This is a genomic window from Mycolicibacter kumamotonensis (assembly GCF_002086285.1).
Taxonomy (GTDB): domain Bacteria; phylum Actinomycetota; class Actinomycetes; order Mycobacteriales; family Mycobacteriaceae; genus Mycobacterium; species Mycobacterium kumamotonense.
Map to the genome: position 1 here is coordinate 168,503 of NZ_MVHU01000002.1, position 18,632 is coordinate 187,134.

Here is an 18,632-nt window from a genome sequence, read left to right on the forward strand (position 1 = left end):
CGGCAGGTGCTCGACGCTGGATTGGATCTGGTGCTTCCCCGGCAGTGCGGTGGTTGCGGCGCCCCGGCGACGCGATGGTGCGCCGACTGCGCGGCGCAGCTCGCCGTCGGGCCCGGCGAGCCCCGCCTGGCCAGCCCTCGGCTCGACCCGCAGGTGCCGGTGTTCGCGCTGGGCCGCTACGCCGGAGCCCGCCGGCAGGCGATCGTCGCGGTGAAAGAGCACGGGCGCACCGATCTCATCGCACCGCTGGCGTTGACACTGGCCGTCGCGCTGCAGCGGCTGCTGTGCTGGCGGATGCTCGATTCGCCCCTGACGATCGTCCCCGCGCCCACCCGGCGCAGCGCCGCCCGGCAGCGCGGCGGAGACCCGATCGGTCGGATCGCGGTCGCGGCGTCGGCGGGACATCCCGGCGTGACGGTGGCGCCGGCGCTGCGGATGCGGGCACTGACCCGGGACTCGGTCGGCCTGGGCAGCGGCGCCCGCGAACGCAACATCGCCGGCCGGGTGCTGTTGAACCGGCGCCGGCTGCCGGTCGCCGCCGGTCGCGGCGGTGACGTCCTGATCGTCGACGACGTCGTCACCACCGGCGCCACCCTGGCCGAGTCGGTGCGGGTGCTGCGTCGTGGCGGGGTTCGGGTGGCCGCCGCGCTGGTGATCGCGGCGGCTTGATGCCGACCCGGCCACCAACTGGCAACGGGTGCGTCAAACCGGTGGCACGTATCGGGCGGCATGGCTACGGTCGTCATCAAGGGACGGGGAACCGTGGGAGTACGTGGTCGAGACGACGAAAGAAGAGTGTCGAGCATGGTTAGTCAATTCGTGGAAACCAGCCGTACGCCGGTCGATGCCGACGAGAGCCCCGATCAGTCGGGGCGTGCCGAAATCGTGGTCAAGGGCCGTAACGTCGAGATCCCGGACCACTTCCGCGTCTATGTGTCGCAGAAGCTGGCGCGCCTGGAGCGGCTGGACCGATCCATTCGACTGTTCGACGTCGAGCTCAAGCACGCGAACAACCGCCGGCAGCGAAAATCCTGCCAGCAGATCGACATCACCGCGCACGGCCGCGGGCCGGTGGTGCGGGGCGAGGCCCGCGCCAACAGCTTCTACGCGGCGTTCGAGGCCGCGATCGACCGCCTGGAGAGCCGGTTGCGTCGCGGCAAGGACCGCCGCAACGTCTCCTACGGCGACAAGACCCCGGTCTCGGTGGCCGAGGCGACCGGGTCCACCGCGCTGGACCCGGAGTTCCTGGCGGCGGCGTTCGACCGCGACGGCACCGCCGAGCCGGACCGCCGCGCCGGGGCCGGACCGGCCGACGGCGGGCTGTCTGTCGACCACGACCACGAGCCGGGCCGGATCGTGCGCATCAAGGAGCATCCGGCGACGCCGATGTCCGTCGATGACGCGCTGTATGAGATGGAGCTGGTCGGCCACGACTTCTTCCTGTTTCACGACAAGGAGACCGACCAGCCGTCGGTGGTCTATCGACGCCACGCCTACGACTACGGCCTGATCCGGTTGGTCTGAGCCGGCCCGAACACCTCTCCGACGCGGCAAAGCCGGGCACCGCGGCGGTGTCGCCTACCATGGGTGACGCTCGTAATGCGCAAGACCGTAATGCCGAAGACTGAGTAGGGGACATAGCCGTGCTGTCCAAGTTGCTGCGTTTTGGTGAAGGCCGCATGGTCAAACGGCTCAGAAAGGTCGCCGATTACATCGACACCCTCTCCGGCGACGCGGAGAGTCTGACCGACGCCGAACTGCGAGCCAAGACCGACGAGTTCCGGGCGCGCCACGCCGCCGGCGAATCACTCGATGACCTGCTGCCGGAGGCCTTCGCGGTGGCTCGCGAGGCGGCCTGGCGGGTGCTGAGCCAGCGGCCGTTTCACGTGCAGCTGATGGGCGGCGCGGCCCTGCACTACGGCAACGTCGCCGAGATGAAGACCGGTGAGGGCAAGACCCTGACCTGTGTGCTGCCGGCTTACCTCAACGCGATCTCCGGCAAGGGCGTGCACGTCGTCACCGTCAACGACTACCTGGCCAAACGCGACAGCGAGTGGATGGGGCGCGTGCACCGCTTCCTGGGTCTGGAGGTCGGGGTGATCCTGTCCCAAATGACCCCCGACGAGCGCCGCACCGCCTACAACGCCGACGTCACCTACGGCACCAACAACGAGTTCGGCTTCGACTACCTGCGCGACAACATGGCGCATTCGCTCGATCAGCTGGTGCAGCGCGCGCACAACTACGCCATCGTCGACGAGGTCGACTCCATCCTGATCGACGAGGCCCGCACCCCGCTGATCATCTCCGGGCCGGCCGACGGCAGCTCGCACTGGTACACCGAGTTCGCCCGGATCGTGCCGATGATGGAGAAGGACGTTCACTACGAAGTGGACCTGCGCAAGCGCACCATCGGGGTGCACGAGGCCGGGGTCGAGTTCGTCGAGGATCAGCTCGGCATCGACAACCTCTACGAGGCGGCCAACTCGCCGCTGGTCAGCTACCTCAACAACGCACTGAAGGCCAAGGAGCTGTTCAACCGCGACAAGGACTACATCGTTCGCAACGGCGAAGTCTTCATCGTCGACGAGTTCACCGGCCGGGTGCTGGTCGGGCGGCGCTACAACGAGGGCATGCATCAGGCCATCGAGGCCAAGGAGCAGGTGGAGATCAAGGCCGAAAACCAGACGCTGGCCACCATCACCCTGCAGAACTACTTCCGGCTCTACGACAAGCTCGCCGGGATGACCGGCACCGCCGAGACCGAAGCCGCCGAGCTGCACGAGATCTACAAGCTGGGCGTTGTGCCGATCCCGACCAACAAGCCGATGGCCCGCACCGATCAGATCGACCTGATCTACAAGACCGAGGAGGCGAAGTTCGCCGCGGTCGTCGACGACATCGCCGAACGCTTCGAGAAGGGTCAGCCGGTGCTGATCGGCACCACCAGCGTGGAGCGCTCGGAGTACCTGTCCAAGCAGCTGACCAAGCGGCGCATTCCGCACAACGTGCTCAACGCCAAGCAGCACGAGCGTGAGGCGCACATCATCGCCGAGGCCGGCCGGCGCGGCGCGATCACCGTGGCGACCAACATGGCCGGCCGCGGCACCGACATCGTGCTCGGCGGCAACCCGGACTTCCTGGCCGACCAGAAGCTGCGCAGCCAGGGCCTGGACCCGGTGGAAACCCCCGAGGAGTACGAAGCCGCCTGGGACGAGACGCTGACCGCGATCAAGGCGGAGGCAGCCGCCGAGGCCAAGGAAGTGATCGAGGCCGGTGGCCTCTACGTGCTGGGCACCGAGCGGCACGAATCGCGGCGCATCGACAACCAGCTGCGCGGGCGATCCGGCCGACAGGGCGACCCGGGGGAGTCGCGGTTCTACCTGTCGCTGGGTGACGAGCTGATGCGGCGGTTCAACGGTGCCGCGCTGGAGTCGCTGTTGACCCGGTTGAACCTGCCCGACGACGTGCCGATCGAGGCGAAGATGGTCAACCGGGCGATCAAGAGCGCCCAGACCCAGGTCGAGCAGCAGAACTTCGAGATCCGCAAGAACGTTCTGAAGTACGACGAGGTGATGAACCAGCAGCGCAAGGTGATCTACGCCGAGCGCCGCCGGATCCTCGACGGCGAGAACCTGGCCGAGCAGGCCCACGACATGCTCGTCGACGTGATCACCGCCTATGTCAGCGGCGCCACCAGTGAGGGCTACGCCGAGGACTGGGATCTCGAACAGCTGTGGACCGCGCTGAAGACCCTGTACCCGGTCGGCATCGACTACCACGAACTGCTGCACGCCGACGACGTCGGCGAAGCCGACGACCTGACCCGCGAGGAGTTGCTCGAGGCGCTGCTGGCCGACGCCGAGAACGCCTATGCCGCACGGGAGGCCGAGGTCGACGCGACCGCCGGGCCCGGGGCCATGCGCGAGCTGGAACGCGGTGTGCTGCTGTCCGTCTTGGACCGCAAGTGGCGCGAACACCTCTACGAGATGGACTACCTCAAGGAGGGCATCGGTCTGCGGGCGATGGCTCAGCGCGACCCACTGGTGGAATACCAGCGCGAGGGCTTCGACATGTTCACGGGCATGCTCGAGGGGCTCAAAGAGGAATCGGTGGGCTTCCTGTTCAACGTCGCCGTCGAGGCCGCCCCGGCGCCGTCGGTGGCACCGATGGACGCGCCCGAGGGACTGGCGGACATGGGATTGCGCGCCAAGGGGATCGACGGCGCCAACGGGGCCCCGGGTGCCGACGGTACCGCGGGGCTGACCTACACCGGCCCCGACGAGGACGGCTCGGCTCAGGTGCGGCGCAGCCGCGACCTGCAGCCGGCGGGTGCGACATCACGGCGGGAGCGCCGGGAGGCCGCCCGCCGCGAAGGCCGCGGACCCAAACCGCCCAAGACGCGCAAGAGCTGATTCGGCCTGCAACAGCGCGAAGCCCTCAGCCGATGTGCAGGGCGACGATCTGCCAGGCCGTGACACCGCCGGGCCCGGCGACCCGCTCGATGCGGCAGGCCAGCGCATGCGTACGCCGGCCACGCCGGTAGGTGCCGAACGCCTCGACGGCGGTGGCGGGCTCGGAGGGTCCGGCCGGTTGGACGCGCACCCGCTGCAGTGTCGCCAGCCCGCCCCGGGCCGCCGCTGCGCCCGGGCGCAGCGACCGCACCGATTCGGCGAGCCCGGCGGCGAGCAGTGGATGCAGGTGTTTCGCCGGGCGGCGCTGGTCCACGACCTCCAGGACCCGGCGCAGCGCGGCATCGGCGAACACGGCGGCCGACTGCAGCGCCTCCGGCAGCCCGCCGCGCGCGGGCCGGTCCGCCCGCATTCCCGGCGGATGACCGCGGCGGGGTCGCGACAGCGGTGCCGATGCCCGCTGCACCGGCCGGCGCGGTACCACCGCGCGGGCCGGTGGTTCGAAGTCGATCACCGGCGCGACGGTCGAGCGCACGGCTGGGGTGGGGTCGGCGGTCATGGCAGCTCTCCACGGTCGATCCGATCGGACGGTCCTGCTGGAGAGTGGCAGGTGTCCGGAGATCATCGCACAATCGCGGCATGGCCGTATTCGCGTGCGCGGCCGGGCCGTATCCGCGTGCGCTGCGCGGCTCGGGCGGGCTACCGTGGGCGGCAGTGTTTTTCTCCGGTTCGGGGTGCCCGCAGCGCCCATTCGGATCGAGACAGTAGGGAGGACGGGCCGCATGGTGAACCGGTTGTCGGCGACGGATGCCTCCTTCTATCGCCTGGACAACACCACCACACCGATGTACGTCCAGTCGTTGTACATCCTGCGCAACCCGCGTGGCGGACTTCCCTATGAGAAGTTGCTGGAGACGGTGGAGCAACGGCTGCCGCAGATCCCGCGTTACCGGCAGAAGATCCGCGAAGTCACGATGGGCCTGGCCCGCCCGGTATGGGTGGACGATCACGACTTCGACATCACCTACCACGTACGACATCTGGCGGTGCCGTCTCCCGGCAGCGACCAGCAGCTGCACGAGCTGACCGCCTACCTCAGCCAGCAGCCGCTGGACCGGCTCCGGCCGCTGTGGGAGATGTATCTGATCGAGGGCCTGGCCGGCAACCGGATCGCGCTCTACATCAAGTCGCATCAGACCCTGGTCAACGGAATGGCGGCACCGGCCCTCGGGCACGTCCTGGTCGACCGGACGCAACGCCCGCCGCCGTTCGACGAGGACATCTGGGTTCCGCGGCGCGAGCCCGGCGCCGCCGAGCTGGTCCTCGGCGCGGTCGCGGATTGGGTGGCGGCGCCCCGAACCCAGCTGCAAGCGGTCGGATCGACCGTCGGCAGCCCGCTGACCTGGTTGGGCCGCAAGGCCTTCGACACGGCGCGGGTGATCGCGCGCGGAACGGCGCCGCAGAGTCCGCTCAACACCCAGGTGTCGCAGAACCGGCTCTTCACGGTGGCGCAGGGAGCGCTGGAGGACTACCGCACGGTACGGGCCCGTTACGACTGTGCCATCAACGACGTCGTGCTCGCGGTGATCACCGGAGCATTGCGCAATTGGCTGCTGTCCCGCGGCGAGCCGGTGGGATCGACCCGCACGGTGCGGGCCATGGCTCCGCTGTCGGTGTACCCGGACCATGAATACGACACCGCGGGCCAGCCCATCGGTGCGGTCACCCCGTTCCTGGTGGATCTGCCGGTCGGAGAACCCAATCCGGTGGTCCGGCTCTCCCAGATCGCCTATGCCACCGAATCCCATCCCACGTCGACCGGTTTGGTCGACGCCCGCACCATCCTGACCGTCTCGGGATTCGCGCCGCCGACCCTGCACGCGATGGGAGTCCGGGTCGCGACCGCCTTCGCCGGGTTCTCCGGGCGGGTGTTCAACCTGCTGATCACCAATGCACCCGGCGCCCAGCGCCAGCTCTACATCTGCGGCGCCAAGCTGCTCGAGACCTACAGCGTGCCACCGCTGTTGCCCAACAAGGCGTTCACCATCGGCGTCACGTCCTACAACGGCACGCTGTACTACGGGGTCAACGCCGACCGCAAGTCGATGAGTGACGTCGGGCTGGTCTCGGCGTTGTTGGACGAGGCACTCGCGGAGCTGCTGGAGGCGGCCACGTGAGCGGCGCGCCGGCCGGGCGTCGGATAGCCGACCACGTCTACGAGGCCGAATTGCGACGCCTGCAGATCGAATTCGTCAAACTTCAGGAATGGGTGCGCGCCACCGGTGCCCGGGTCGTGGTGATCTTCGAAGGTCGTGACGCGGCAGGCAAAGGCGGCGCCATCAAACGGATCACCGAAGGCCTCAACCCGCGCGTGGTGCACGTCGCAGCGCTTCCGGCGCCCACCGAGCGCGAACGTGGGCAGTGGTACTTCCAGCGCTACGTCGCGGCCTTGCCGGCTCGCGGCGAGATCACCTTGTTCGACCGGTCCTGGTACAACCGCGCCGGCGTGGAAAAGGTGATGGGGTTCTGCACGCCGGACGAGCATGCGCGGTTTTTGGCGCAGGCCCCGGTCTTCGAGCGGCTGTTGATCGACGACGGGATCCTGTTGCGCAAGTATTGGTTCTCGGTTTCGCAGGGCGAGCAACTGCGCCGGTTCCGCAAGCGGCGCAACGATCCGCTGCGGCAGTGGAAGCTGTCTGCCATGGACCTCGAGGCGGTGAACCGCTGGGAGGACTACTCGCGGGCCCGCGACGAGATGATGGCGCACACCGACGTTGCGGCAAGCCCCTGGTACGTGGTCGAGTCGGAGATCAAGAAGCACGCGCGACTGAACATGATGGCGCACCTGCTGTCGACGATTCCCTATGGCGAGGTGGCGCTCCCACAGGTGGACCTGCCGGAGCAACCCGTCGGTAGCGGTGACTATCAGCGCCCCGATCGGGGGAACTACCACTACGTGGACGACTACGCCGCCACACTGATGGGCGAGGCATGAGCTGCCGCGCCCGGGCGGGTTAGGGTCTGGACTCATGCGCGTGTACATCCCGGCGACGCTGGCCATGCTGACGCAGCTGGTCGCCGACGGTTCACTCCGGCCGGTCAGCGGGACGGCGTTCGCGGTGACGCCGGCCCTGCGGGAGTCCTACGCGCACGGCGACGAGGACGAACTGGCCGAGGTCGCCCTCGGCGAAGCGGCATTGGCATCGCTGCGGCTGCTCGGTGCCGCCGACCCGGCCCCGGCCGACCAGTCACTGCCCACTCGCAGAGCGGTGCTGGTCGCCGAGGTCGAGCCGGTCACCGCCCGACCCGACCTGGATGCCGCCGTGGTGCGGCTGGACGGGCCGGTCACGATCGGCGACGTGGTCGCGGCGTATGTGGATAACGCGGCCGCAGAGCCCGCCGTGCGCGCGGCGGTGGCCGTGATCGACGATGCAGACCTCGGCAACGAGGATGCCGAGCTGACCGTCGGCGATGCCCAGGACCACGACCTGGCCTGGTACGCCACCCAGGAGCTGCCGTTCCTGCTTGACCTGCTCTGATGCCGGCCAGGACAAGCTACGCTACCGTAGGTTTATCGACCTTCGGGTTAGCGAGCAGGGGCTGAATCAGTGAGCAAGAAGCATTCGACGATCACCGCCAACGTGGGAGACACCAGGCGGCCCACCGTCGTCGGTGCAGACCGCCATCCGGGCTGGAATGCGCTGCGCCGCATCGCCACCCGGATCACCACGCCGCTGCTGCCGGACGATTATCTGCGGCTGGCGAACCCGCTGTGGTCGGCCCGCGAACTGCGCGGCCGGGTGCTGGAGGTGCGGCGAGAAACCGCCGACTCGGCGACCCTGGTCATCAAGCCCGGCTGGGGCTTTCACTTCGACTACTCCGCCGGCCAGTACATCGGCATCGGCCTGCTGGTCGACGGCCGCTGGCGCTGGCGGTCCTACTCGCTGACCTCGACCCCGGTCAGCGGCGCGCGCACCATCGCCATCACGGTCAAGGCGATGCCCGAAGGCTTCCTGTCCAGCCACCTTGTCGACGGCGTCGCGCCGGGAACCGTGGTGCGGCTGGCCGCTCCGCAGGGCGAATTCGTGCTGCCCGACCCGCCGCCGGCCACGGTGCTGTTCGTGACCGCCGGGTCCGGGATCACACCGGTCATGTCGATGCTGCGCACCCTGGCCCGCCGGGACGGCATCACCGATGTGGTGCACGTGCACTCGGCTCCCACCACCGCCGACATGCTCTTCGCCGACGAATTGGCCGCCCTGGCGCGCCAACACCCCGGTTACCGGCTGCTGTTTCGCGCCACCCGCTCGCAGGGCCGACTGGACCTGTCCGGGCCCGACACGCTGGACGCGGAGGTGCCCGACTGGCGCGGCCGGCAGACCTGGGCGTGCGGGCCGGCGGCGCTGCTGGGCGACGCCGAGCGCCTCTGGGCGGCCGCGGGGATCGCAGATCAACTGCACATCGAGCGGTTCGCGGTCGCGCGTACCGCGGTGGCCGAGGGTGGGGGTACCGTGACCTTCGCGGCCAGCGGCAAGAGCGTCGTCACGGATGCGGCGACGACTCTGCTGGAAGCGGGGGAGAGCGTCGGGGTCCAGATGCCGTTCGGCTGCCGGATGGGCATCTGTCAGTCTTGCGTGGTGGAGCTGGTCGACGGCCGGGTCCGCGACCTGCGCAGCGGCGCCGACCACGAACCGGGCACCCGCATCCAGACTTGCGTCTCGACGGCCGCCGGCGACTGCAAGCTGGACGTCTGACAGTTACCCGCTGGTAACCTACGCAGACGTAGGTTACGATGGCGTAGGTCAAGTAGTGAAAGCTCCCTGGAAGGCGGTCTGATGGCGGTAACCGACGTCGAGGTGTTCGCGCACCTCAGCGACGCCGATGTAGAGAACCTTGCCGCTGAGCTCGACGCCATCCGCCGTGACATCGAGGACTCCCGCGGTGAGCGCGACGCCCGCTACATCCGCCGGACCATCGCCGCCCAGCGCATTCTCGAGGTGACCGGCCGGGTGCTGCTGGCCGCCGGCACGCGCCGCTCGGCCCGCTGGGCCGGCACCGCCACCCTGGGCGTGGCCAAGATCATCGAGAACATGGAGATCGGCCACAACGTCATGCACGGCCAGTGGGACTGGATGAATGATCCGGAGATCCACTCCAGCGGCTGGGAGTGGGACATGGCCGGGTCGTCCAAGCACTGGCGTTTCACCCACAACTTCGCCCACCACAAGTACACCAACATCCTCGGCATGGACGACGATGTGGGCTACGGCCTGCTGCGGGTCACCCGCGACGTGCCCTGGAAGCGCTTCAACCTGTTCAACGTGTTTTACAACATCATGTTGGCGGTTGGCTTCGAGTGGGGAGTCGCGTTGCAGCACTTGGAGATCGGAAGGATCTTCATGGGGCGCAGCGACCGTGCGGCGACCCTGGTGCGGCTGCGGGAGTTCGCCGGCAAGGCCGGCCGGCAGGTGTTCAAGGACTACGTCGCCTTCCCGGCTCTGACTGCGCTGTCGCCCGGCGCGACGTTCGCCTCGACGGTGAAGGCCAACGTGATCGCCAACGTGATCCGCAACATCTGGTCCAACGCGATCATCTTCTGCGGTCACTTCCCGGACGGCGCCGATAAATTCACCAAGACCGACATGGTCGGTGAGTCGCGCGGCCACTGGTATCTGCGCCAGCTGCTGGGCAGCGCCAATATCGACGCCGGGCCGGCGATGCGGTTCTTCAGCGGCAGCCTGTCGCATCAGATCGAGCATCACCTGTACCCCGACCTGCCCAGTAACCGCTACCCCGAGATCGCGCAGCGGGTGCGTCAGGTATGCGAGAAGTACGACCTGCCCTACACCTCAGGACCGTTCCTGGTGCAGTACGGCAAGACCTGGCGCACCATCGCCAAACTGTCGCTGCCGGACCGGTTCCTGCGCGACAGCGCCGACGATGCTCCGGAGACCCGCAGTGAGAAGATGTTCGCCGCACTGGAACCCGGCTACTCCGGTACCGACCCGGCGACCGGGCGGCGCCGCGGGCTCAAGACTGCGATCGCGACCGTGCGGGGCTGGCGCCGGGCCAAGCGGGTCCCGCTGGCGGCCTGAGCGCTGCTGACCGGGGGCGCTAGCCCTCGCGGAGCGTCGCCAACAGCTGCCGTGCGGCGCAGACCCGTCGTGCCGCAGGTCCGGTGAGCGTGTCCAGGGCGCACTCGGGGTCGGCTGGAGGTCCCAGATGCCCGCAGCCGCGCGGACATTCGGTGATCGTCTCGGCCAAATCGGAGAACGCCATCAGCACGTCATCGGGGGAGATGTGGGCCAGGCCGAAGGATCGGATACCCGGAGTGTCGATCACCCAGCCGGATCCGATCAGTCGCAGCGCCACCGACTGGGTCGAGGTATGCCGCCCGCGGCCGATGTCGGTGACTTCGCCGACAGCTCGGTCAGCTTGGGGAACAAGGCGGTTCGCCAGGGTTGATTTGCCGACACCGGAGTGGCCCAGCAGCACGGTGATTCGGCCGGCCAGTAATTCTGCCACCGCCTCGAGCGGGTCGTCACGGCCGGCGGTGACCACCGTGAGATCCAGATCGGCGAATTGCTGGGCGAACGGCTCGGGATCGGCCAGGTCCGTCTTGGTCAGGCACAGAATCGGCGTCAGGCCACCGGCGTAGGCCGCGATCAGAGCCCGCTCGACCAGCCCGGTGCGTGGCGGCGGGTCGGCCAGTGCCACCACGATCAGCAGCTGGTCGGCGTTGGCGACCACCACCCGTTCGGTGGGATCGGTGTCATCGGCGGTGCGCCGCAACACTGTTCGTCGCGGTCCCCGCCGCACGATGCGGGCCAGCGTGTCGGGCCGGCCGGAGAGGTCCCCGACTACGTCGACGTGGTCGCCGACGACGATCGGGGTGCGGCCCAGCTCGCGGGCGCGCATCGCGGTGACCTGGCGGTCCGGGTCGTCGTCGAGCACGCAACCCCAGCGGCCGCGGTCGACGCTGACCACCATCGCCGACTGCGCGTCGGCGTGCTCGGGGCGGATCTTGGTGCGCGGCCTGGAGCCACGGCCGGAGCGGACCTTGACGTCGGACTCGTCGTAGTCGCCGGGCTTCAAGCGACCGAACCCGATTCGGTCAGCATCTCCGCCCACATGCGGGGGAACGCGGGCAGCGTCTTGGCGGTCGTCTCGATGTCCTGCACCTCGACGTCGGCGACCCGCAATCCGATGATCGCGCCGGCGGTGGCCATCCGGTGATCGGCGTAGGAATGCCAGGTTCCGCCGTGCAGCGGGGTCGCGGTGATCACCAGGCCGTCGGGGGTCTCGATGCTGTCGCCGCCGAGCCGGTTGATCTCGGTGGTCAGCGCCGCCAGCCGGTCGGTCTCGTGCCCGCGCAGATGCGCGATACCGCGCAGGTGCGACACCGATCCGGGTTCGGCCAGGGCGGCCAGTGCGGCCACCGTGGGGGTGAGCTCACCGACCGCGCGCAGGTCGACGTCGAAGCCGGCGTAGCTGCCCGGCCCCCGCACCTGCAGCTGCGACTCGGCGTGGCGCATCACCGCGCCCGTTCGGCCGATGATGTCGGTGATGGCATCGGCCGGTTGAACCCCGACGGCCGGCCAGTCGGCGATGCGCACCTCGCCCCCGGTCACGACGGCGGCTGCCAGGAACGGTGTCGCGTTGGACAGGTCCGGCTCGATCTCCCAGTGGCGGGCCGCCGGAACCGCCGGCCGCACCCGCCAGCGGTTCGCGACCGAGTCGTCGACGTCGATTCCGGCTTGGCGCAGCATCGCCACCGTCATCGCGATGTGTGGCGCCGAGGGCAGGGAAGCGCCGGTGTGCTCCACGGTCAGGCCGTCGTCGAACGCGGCAGCGGCCAGCAGCAGGCCGGAGACGAACTGCGAGGACGCCGACGCATCGATCTGAACGGTGCCGCCGGGGACCGACCCGGCGCCCTTGATCGCGAACGGCAGGGTGTCACCGTCGATCGCGATGCCCAGGCCCCGCATCGCGTCCAACAGCGGCGCGATCGGCCGGGCCCGGGCCTGTTCGTCACCGTCGAAGATCACCGTGGCGGTGCCCAGCGCCGCCAGTGGCGGCACGAACCGCAACACGGTGCCGGCCAGCCCGCAGTTCACCCGGGTATCCGGCTCGGGATCGAGCTCGCCGCTGACCGTGACCTGGTGGGCCACCGCCTCGACCCGCAGACCCAGGGCGCGCAGCGCGTCGAGCATCAAGTCGGTGTCGCGGCTGCGCAGGGCGCCGGAGAGGGTGGAGACTTCGCCGCCGCGCGCCGCCGCCAGCGCCGCCAGGATCAGGGCCCGGTTGGTCTGGGACTTCGAACCGGGCACGGTGACCGTTGCGTTGACAGGGGTGCTGGTGGTCGGTGCCGGCCAAGTCGTCACCGTTTCATCCTGCCAGCGTTTCGCCGGCGCCGGTATCCGGCGCACGTGGGGCGTTCTTTGCCGGTTGGCCGCTTCGCATCACCCGGCCGTTCACCCTGGATCGTTACGATCGGCGGCATGGCTCTGGCAGCGGGCTCGATTTTTGCTGAGTACACCATCCTCAAACTGCTGGGCGCTGGCGGGATGGGCAAGGTGTACCTCGCTCAGCATCCCCGGCTGCCGCGCCACGACGCGCTGAAGGTGCTTCGCCGGTCGTTGAGCGCCGACGACGAGTATGAGGAGCGCTTCCGGCGGGAAGCCGAAGCCGCCGCGGTGCTCGATCACCCGAACATCGTGCGGGTGCACGATCGCGGTGAGTATCGCGGGCGGCTGTGGATCGCGATGGAGTACATCGACGGCGAGACACTCGGCGAACTGATCTGCCGCAGGTTTCCGGCCGGCATGCCCGCTGCGGCCGTCATTCCGATCGTGGCGTCCATCGCCGGCGCGCTCGACTACGCCCACCGCAAAGGCGTGGTGCACCGCGACGTCAAACCCAGCAACATCCTGGTGACCGAGCAAGACGACGGCGACCTGAACGCGGTGCTCGCCGACTTCGGCATCGCCCGGCAACTGAGCGGTCCCAGCGGGCTGACCGCGAGCAACCTGGCGATCGGCACCATCGCCTACGCCGCCCCGGAGCAACTGATGGGTTCGGAGGGCCTGGCACAGGCCGACCAGTACGCGCTGGCCGCCACCACGTTCCAGATGCTCGCCGGGACGCCGCCGTTCCAGCACGACAACCCGGTGACGGTCATCAGCCACCATCTGAACACGCCCCCGCCGCTGGTCAGCGAGCAGCGTCCCGAGCTGCAGCCGTTCGACGACGTGCTCGCCGCGGCGCTGGCCAAAGACCCCGCCGAACGGTTCCGGAACTGTTCGGATTTCGTTGCGGCACTCGCCGAGCGGCTCGAAGACCCGGACGCCGACGAGGCATCCGACGCGGCCAGCACCGTCGTCCGGGGCGTCCCGCGGCCGGCGGGGCCCGCCGCGGTACCTCGACGCCGGCTCGCGGTGCTGGCTCGCCCGGCCATCGTGCTGCCGCTGGCCCTGGTGCTGGTGGGGTCGGTGGCGACCGTGATTCCGCGGCTGCTTACCGACGAGCCGACGGAGACGGCGACCGCCGCCGAGGAGGCACCGGCCGGCGTGGTGGCGCCCCCGACGGCGCCGGCGTTCGAGGGCACCTTCCGTGTCGACGCCAACCGGGCGGGGGAAAAGTACAACGGCGTCCCCAACCCGCAGCCGCCCAACGTGAGCACCTGGTGGGCCGTCGGCTCCTCGTGCGACGACAAACTGTGCACCGCCACGGCGACGATGCTCGACCAGAAGGACCACCATAAGGCCGCCACCATGCCCGACGGGGGCACCCAGATGGTGCTCGAATACGACCGGGGCACCTGGCGGTCTCGGCCACAAGAGCTGCAGGTACCGTGCGTGGGCGCCGACGGGCGGCTGGACAATCAGACCACCACCCAGGTGCTGTCGCTGGAGCCCACCATCCCGGGTGTGCTGCACGGCGCGATGGTCGCCACCGTCGACACCAACGAGTGCGGTCAGCGTGGCGCCCAGATCTGGGTCCCGGTGGTCGCGAGCCGCTTCGGTGACGCGCCGGCCGAGATCATCGGTGACGTCGAGACGAAGCCCGCCAGACCGGCCTGACACCGGCGTCGCCCGGCCTCGGGGCATGCCGGCGTGGAGCCGGTCGTTATCCGGCGCTGGGCGGCCGGTTCATCACGCGGTGGCGGTAGCCGTAGCGCGGCACGAACCGGAAGCCGGTTGGCCCGCCGGCGGCGGCACTGGCGCCGGGAAGGCCGGCCATGCCCGCCATGCCGGTCCGGGGCATAATGCCGGCCTCCGAGGCGGCCGACGCGGCGATCCGGCTCGACACCAGGGTCGCCGGGTTGACCGAACTGGGCGTCGTCGGCCAACTCTGTGGCACCGATAGGCCGCCGATCTGCATGCCTTTACCGAGTGCGACAGACGGGCTCATGGCGCCGAAACCCGGTGTCCGGATCGACGCGGTTCCCACACCTTTGATGGAGCTTTCGGCGGCCTTGGCTATGTCGGTCAGGAACGCCCGGGACTCCGAGATTGCCTGCCCGGACACCTCCCAGCCGTTGAGGCCCTGACCGACGGAATCGCTGATCCGGAAGAGTCCCATCGCCGAGTTGGTGTAGCCGGTGAGCGTGGTGAGCTGGCTGACCAGCTGCTGCAGGCCCGCGGTGGCCGGCGGCACGGTGGTGCCCGAGGAACCCGCGGTCCCGGTGGCGGTGCCTGCCTGGGCGACCGACTGGGCCGCGGTCAAGGACTGCGTCGCGGTCACGGCCTGCGATGCTGCGGAGTTGCCGGCGGCCTGGGCGGAGGCGGCGGCCTGCCCCGCGGGCGCGGCCGGATTGGTGGTCTGTGGCGGCGAGGTGAACTCCGACAGCTGCGTGGCCGCGGCGGACCCACCCGCGTAGCTGTACATCGCCGCGGCGTCCTGCGCCCACATCGCCGCGTAGTGGGCTTCGGTCGCCGCGATGGCCGGGGTGTTCTGGCCGAAGAAGTTCGTGGCGACCAACAGCAACAGCTGCGCCCGATTGGCCGCCACCACCTGGGGCGGAACCGTCATCGCGAAGGCGGCCTCGAACGCGGCCGCGGCGGCTTTGGCCTGGCTCGCCGCCAGCTCGGCCTGCGCGGCGGTGGTCTTGAACCAGGTGGTGAACGGCAGCGCCGCCGCCGCCATCGCGGTGGCCGAGGGCCCACGCCACGGGCCGCTGGTCAGATCCGCGATGGTCATGTCCACCGCGGCCGCCGTCAGGCTTAACTCTTCGGCCAGCACATCCCAGGCGCCCGCAGCTGCCAGCATCGGACCGGAGCCGGCTCCCGCGTACATCCGCGCGGAATTGATCTCCGGTGGCAGTGCCCCGTAGTCGATCACTAGGCCCCTTGGTGCTATCCGCCGAATGGACGTCGCGGCATGACCGTCAACGCGGTTCCGTAGCGCGGCGCACCGAACCCGCGGTATCCGGCTCCGGCCGCGCCCGCGGCCGCGGCGGGGACGCCGGGCATACCGGGCATTCCCGCCGGGGGGGCCATCGGAGTCGTGCCGAGAATTCCGCCCGCCGAGGGGACCGGTGCTGCAGCCGCGGGACCGACCGGCACCCAGGAGCCGCCGGACACCGGGCCCAGCGTGCTCACCGGCGGGGCCGGCGGAACCCAGGTCGGCGGCACCGACAGGCCCCCGATCGAACCGGCGGCACCGGTGGCGGCGTTGGCCGCGCCCGAGGCGGCTCCGGCCGCCCCCGAGGCCGCGCTCGCGGCTCCCGACGACGCGGCCTTGGCCGAGTCGGCCGCCAGCTTCTGCAGGCCGAGCACACCGCTCACACCACGCCAGACCGCACAGACGTTGTTGGATTGCAGGTTCGCGTTAGTCACCAGTTGAGTCATCGCCTGGTTGCCGAGCAGGTAGTTCGGGTCGTTGAGGATGTCCTGGGCGGGGTTGCCGGTAGTGGCGTCGGCGGCCTTCGTAGTCAGCGAGTTCACCAGGCTCTGCAATGTGCTGGACGCCTTGGTGGCCTGGGTCGCCGAGGCAGAGCCGACCGCCTGGGCGACCGCGTTGCCGGTGGCGGCCTCGCCGCCCGGGTTGGTCGGGTTCGGCGGCGCCGTGAAGTCGCTGAGCTTGGTCGCTGCGCTGGACTGGGCGTGGTAGCCGTACATCGCCAGCGTGTCCTGCGCCCACATCTCACCGTGCTCGGCCTCGGTGGCCGCGATCGACGGGGTGTTCTGTCCGAGGATGTTGGTGGCGACCAGCTGCTGCAACTGCTGGCGGTTGGCCATGACCGCCATCGGCGGCACGATCGTCGCACGCGCGGTCTCGTAGGCCGACGCGGCGGAACGGCTCTGTCCGGCGGCCTGCTCGGCCTGCGCAGCGGTGAGCTCCATCCAGTTGATGTAGGGCGCCGCCGCGGTTGCCATGGTCGCCGACGCCGGCCCGAGCCATTCCTCGGTGGTGAGCTGGTTGATCACCGCCCGATAGGAGGCCGCAATCGATTTCAGTTCGGCGGCCAGCGAGCTCCACGCCGACGCCGCAACCGTCATCGGTTCCGAACCCGGTCCGGAATAGATCTTGGTGGAGGTCACCTCCGGCGGTGACGACAGGTAATCCATCGCGGTGGCCTAACCGGCCGCGGCGGCGTTGGCCGCCTCGGTGGCCTCGTAGGCGCCGGCCCCGCTGCTCAAGGCGTTCACGAACATCTCGTGGACGGCCGCGGCCTGGGCGCTGACGATCTGGTAGGCCTGGGCGTGCGCGGCGAACTGCGCCGCGGTCAGCGCGGAGACCTCGTCGGCGGCGGCCGGAACCACGCCGGTGGTCGGTGCCGCGGCCGCGGCACTGTGGGCGGTCATCGCCGACCCGATTGTCCGCAGGTTTGCAACCGCGGCCATCAGCGCCTCGGGTTGCGTTGTTACGAACGACATAACGCTCCTCGTCGAGTCCTTCGTCATCTGCGATCGTCGAGATGCGGATCGCGCTACCCGGTTGGGTACACCGCCGACGCTAGGCGATCTGAACGCCGCGACCCACCCGCGGAGCTGGCTTTTCGCAGACTGTCAGCAGTTGTTCACCGACCGTTCGGAACCGCACCTGATTCATTCACCGATCGGCACCCCGAAGTCGGGCAGCCGTCACCAGCGGTTCACCTTCAGTCCAGTGCGTCGGCCAGCAGCGCCAGGGTGGATTCGCGTCCCGGCGCGGTGCCCGGATCGGCGCCCCGCCGAGCCGAGGCGACCGGATTGAGCATCACCTCGTCGACCCCGAACCGGCGGGCGAGCTCCCGCAACCGCGCCAGCGCCTCGGCCGGTGTTCCCACCACGGCGCGCTCGAGCTCACCGCGGGCGACGTGGTGCTGCTGCGGGGTCAGCGTCGCTTGCTGGGCTTCTTCGACCAGTTCCAGTCGACTCGGTGGTTGCCCCGTCGCAGTGCGTGCCTGCAGGTGCAAGTGGGGAAGTATCAAAGCGGTTGCCTCCGCGTGTGTTTCGGCGACAACGGTGTTGACGGTCAAGAAGGTGACCGGCTCTGCGGCGACCGCACTCGGCACGAACTCCGACCGGTAGAGAGCCAGCGCCTCGGCGGTGTGCTCGCCGAACAGGTGATGGCCGAACACGTACGGAAGACCTTTGGCGGCGGCGACGCGGGCGGACTGCATCGATGACCCGAGCAGGAAGACCCGCGGTGAGCTCAGCGCGTGCGGTGTCGCCTTGAGGACATAGCTGCCGTCGGGCAGCGCTACCGATACGCCGGCGGAGCCCAGCAGGGCGATCAGGTCATCGAGATGGTCGGGGAAGTCGTCGGTGTCCCGATCGCCGCGGCCGACGGGGCCGCGCAACACCATCGACGCCACCGGGTCGGCGCCCGGCGCCCGTCCGACGCCCAGGTCGATGCGGCCGGGGTGGGCGGCCTCGAGCAGCGCGAACTGCTCGGCCACCACCAGCGGTGCGTGGTTGGGCAGCATCACCCCGCCCGAACCGACCCTCATCCGCGAGGTGGCGGCCGCCAGCATCGCGATCAGCACCGCGGGGCTGGTCGCCGCCACCGACGGGATGTTGTGGTGCTCGGCGACCCAGTACCGGCGGTAGCCGAGCCGGTCCGCCAGCTTCGCCAGGCGCGTGGTGGCGGCCAGCGCGTCCGCACTGGACTGGTCGGTGCGTACCGGCGCGAGGTCGAGCACTGAGAGGCGCACAGCGGCGATCTTGCCATCACCGGGCCGGTCATCGCCGTTCGTACACCAGCCGTTGTGTTGCCGTTCACCGGCGTCGC

16 protein-coding genes are annotated in these 18,632 nt (G+C 69.7%); 9 read left to right on the plus strand and 7 right to left on the minus strand.

Going from position 1 to position 18,632, the window contains the following annotated elements; genetic code table 11:
- The first annotated feature begins 6 nt into the window (after positions 1 to 6).
- From BST28_RS02325 to secA, 3 genes are all read left to right on the plus strand, one after another.
- Complete coding sequence (locus BST28_RS02325) at positions 7 to 669, plus strand: ComF family protein (protein ID WP_234808171.1); 663 nt, start codon at positions 7 to 9, stop codon at positions 667 to 669.
- A 135-nt stretch (positions 670 to 804) separates the two neighbouring features.
- Entirely contained in the window at positions 805 to 1,524 is a 720-nt protein-coding gene (gene hpf, locus BST28_RS02330) for a ribosome hibernation-promoting factor, HPF/YfiA family (RefSeq protein WP_065287498.1), read from the plus strand.
- 119 nt (positions 1,525 to 1,643) lie between these two features.
- Positions 1,644 to 4,415 (plus strand): preprotein translocase subunit SecA, encoded by a 2,772-nt coding sequence (secA, locus tag BST28_RS02335; RefSeq protein ID WP_065287497.1) that lies wholly within the window; start codon positions 1,644 to 1,646, stop codon positions 4,413 to 4,415.
- Between the two features lie 25 nt (positions 4,416 to 4,440).
- Here the strand turns inward: secA and BST28_RS02340 are convergent, their stop codons facing one another.
- Positions 4,441 to 4,971: an Rv3235 family protein gene (locus BST28_RS02340; RefSeq protein ID WP_065287496.1), complete on the minus strand. Its 531-nt coding sequence runs from the start codon at positions 4,969 to 4,971 to the stop codon at positions 4,441 to 4,443.
- Between the two features lie 223 nt (positions 4,972 to 5,194).
- Between BST28_RS02340 and BST28_RS02345 the strand changes: the two genes are divergently transcribed.
- From BST28_RS02345 to BST28_RS02365, 5 genes are all read left to right on the plus strand, one after another.
- Positions 5,195 to 6,589, plus strand: a complete 1,395-nt coding sequence (locus BST28_RS02345) for a WS/DGAT/MGAT family O-acyltransferase (protein ID WP_065287495.1) — start codon at positions 5,195 to 5,197, stop codon at positions 6,587 to 6,589.
- Positions 6,586 to 7,407: a polyphosphate kinase 2 gene (gene ppk2, locus BST28_RS02350; protein ID WP_065287494.1), complete on the plus strand. Its 822-nt coding sequence runs from the start codon at positions 6,586 to 6,588 to the stop codon at positions 7,405 to 7,407. Before BST28_RS02345 ends, ppk2 begins: the two co-directional genes overlap by 4 nt.
- Positions 7,408 to 7,441: 34 nt before the next feature.
- The gene (locus BST28_RS02355) at positions 7,442 to 7,951 is read left to right on the plus strand and encodes a DUF6912 family protein (protein WP_065287493.1); all 510 of its coding nucleotides are present in this window, start codon (positions 7,442 to 7,444) and stop codon (positions 7,949 to 7,951) included.
- Between the two features lie 69 nt (positions 7,952 to 8,020).
- Positions 8,021 to 9,166 carry a ferredoxin reductase gene (locus BST28_RS02360; protein WP_065287492.1) on the plus strand — a complete coding sequence of 382 codons (1,146 nt, stop codon included), beginning with the start codon at positions 8,021 to 8,023 and terminating at the stop codon, positions 9,164 to 9,166.
- A gap of 81 nt (positions 9,167 to 9,247) precedes the next feature.
- The gene (locus BST28_RS02365; RefSeq protein WP_065287491.1) at positions 9,248 to 10,507 is read left to right on the plus strand and encodes a fatty acid desaturase family protein; all 1,260 of its coding nucleotides are present in this window, start codon (positions 9,248 to 9,250) and stop codon (positions 10,505 to 10,507) included.
- Between the two features lie 19 nt (positions 10,508 to 10,526).
- On the opposite strand, the gene rsgA is transcribed toward BST28_RS02365, so the two are convergent.
- Both rsgA and aroA read right to left on the minus strand, forming a co-directional pair.
- Positions 10,527 to 11,507 carry a ribosome small subunit-dependent GTPase A gene (rsgA, locus tag BST28_RS02370; protein ID WP_065287490.1) on the minus strand — a complete coding sequence of 327 codons (981 nt, stop codon included), beginning with the start codon at positions 11,505 to 11,507 and terminating at the stop codon, positions 10,527 to 10,529.
- Complete coding sequence (gene aroA / locus BST28_RS02375; RefSeq protein WP_065287544.1) at positions 11,504 to 12,796, minus strand: 3-phosphoshikimate 1-carboxyvinyltransferase; 1,293 nt, start codon at positions 12,794 to 12,796, stop codon at positions 11,504 to 11,506. Before aroA ends, rsgA begins: the two co-directional genes overlap by 4 nt.
- Before the next feature lie 117 nt (positions 12,797 to 12,913).
- Here aroA and BST28_RS02380 point away from each other — a divergent pair, with 117 nt between their 5' ends.
- Positions 12,914 to 14,494, plus strand: a complete 1,581-nt coding sequence (locus BST28_RS02380; RefSeq protein WP_065287489.1) for a serine/threonine-protein kinase — start codon at positions 12,914 to 12,916, stop codon at positions 14,492 to 14,494.
- Positions 14,495 to 14,540: 46 nt separating this feature from the next.
- Here the strand turns inward: BST28_RS02380 and BST28_RS02385 are convergent, their stop codons facing one another.
- The 4 genes from BST28_RS02385 to BST28_RS02400 form a co-directional block, all read right to left on the minus strand.
- Complete coding sequence (locus tag BST28_RS02385; RefSeq protein WP_065287488.1) at positions 14,541 to 15,755, minus strand: PPE family protein; 1,215 nt, start codon at positions 15,753 to 15,755, stop codon at positions 14,541 to 14,543.
- A 14-nt stretch (positions 15,756 to 15,769) separates the two neighbouring features.
- Positions 15,770 to 16,984, minus strand: a complete 1,215-nt coding sequence (locus tag BST28_RS02390) for a PPE family protein (RefSeq protein ID WP_065287487.1) — start codon at positions 16,982 to 16,984, stop codon at positions 15,770 to 15,772.
- Positions 16,985 to 16,993: 9 nt separating this feature from the next.
- Positions 16,994 to 17,293 carry a PE family protein gene (locus tag BST28_RS02395; RefSeq protein ID WP_019739181.1) on the minus strand — a complete coding sequence of 100 codons (300 nt, stop codon included), beginning with the start codon at positions 17,291 to 17,293 and terminating at the stop codon, positions 16,994 to 16,996.
- A gap of 224 nt (positions 17,294 to 17,517) precedes the next feature.
- The gene (locus BST28_RS02400) at positions 17,518 to 18,555 is read right to left on the minus strand and encodes an LLM class flavin-dependent oxidoreductase (protein WP_065287543.1); all 1,038 of its coding nucleotides are present in this window, start codon (positions 18,553 to 18,555) and stop codon (positions 17,518 to 17,520) included.
- Between the last annotated feature and the right edge of the window lie 77 nt (positions 18,556 to 18,632).

Coding starts and splice junctions, on each gene's coding strand:
- hpf (WP_065287498.1), top strand. CDS start 805: ATGGTTAGTCAATTCGTGGAAACCAGCCGTACGCCGGTCGATGCCGAC.
- BST28_RS02340 (WP_065287496.1), bottom strand. CDS start 4,971: ATGACCGCCGACCCCACCCCAGCCGTGCGCTCGACCGTCGCGCCGGTG.
- BST28_RS02345 (WP_065287495.1), top strand. CDS start 5,195: ATGGTGAACCGGTTGTCGGCGACGGATGCCTCCTTCTATCGCCTGGAC.
- BST28_RS02355 (WP_065287493.1), top strand. CDS start 7,442: ATGCGCGTGTACATCCCGGCGACGCTGGCCATGCTGACGCAGCTGGTC.
- BST28_RS02365 (WP_065287491.1), top strand. CDS start 9,248: ATGGCGGTAACCGACGTCGAGGTGTTCGCGCACCTCAGCGACGCCGAT.
- BST28_RS02380 (WP_065287489.1), top strand. CDS start 12,914: ATGGCTCTGGCAGCGGGCTCGATTTTTGCTGAGTACACCATCCTCAAA.
- BST28_RS02390 (WP_065287487.1), bottom strand. CDS start 16,984: ATGGATTACCTGTCGTCACCGCCGGAGGTGACCTCCACCAAGATCTAT.
- BST28_RS02395 (WP_019739181.1), bottom strand. CDS start 17,293: ATGTCGTTCGTAACAACGCAACCCGAGGCGCTGATGGCCGCGGTTGCA.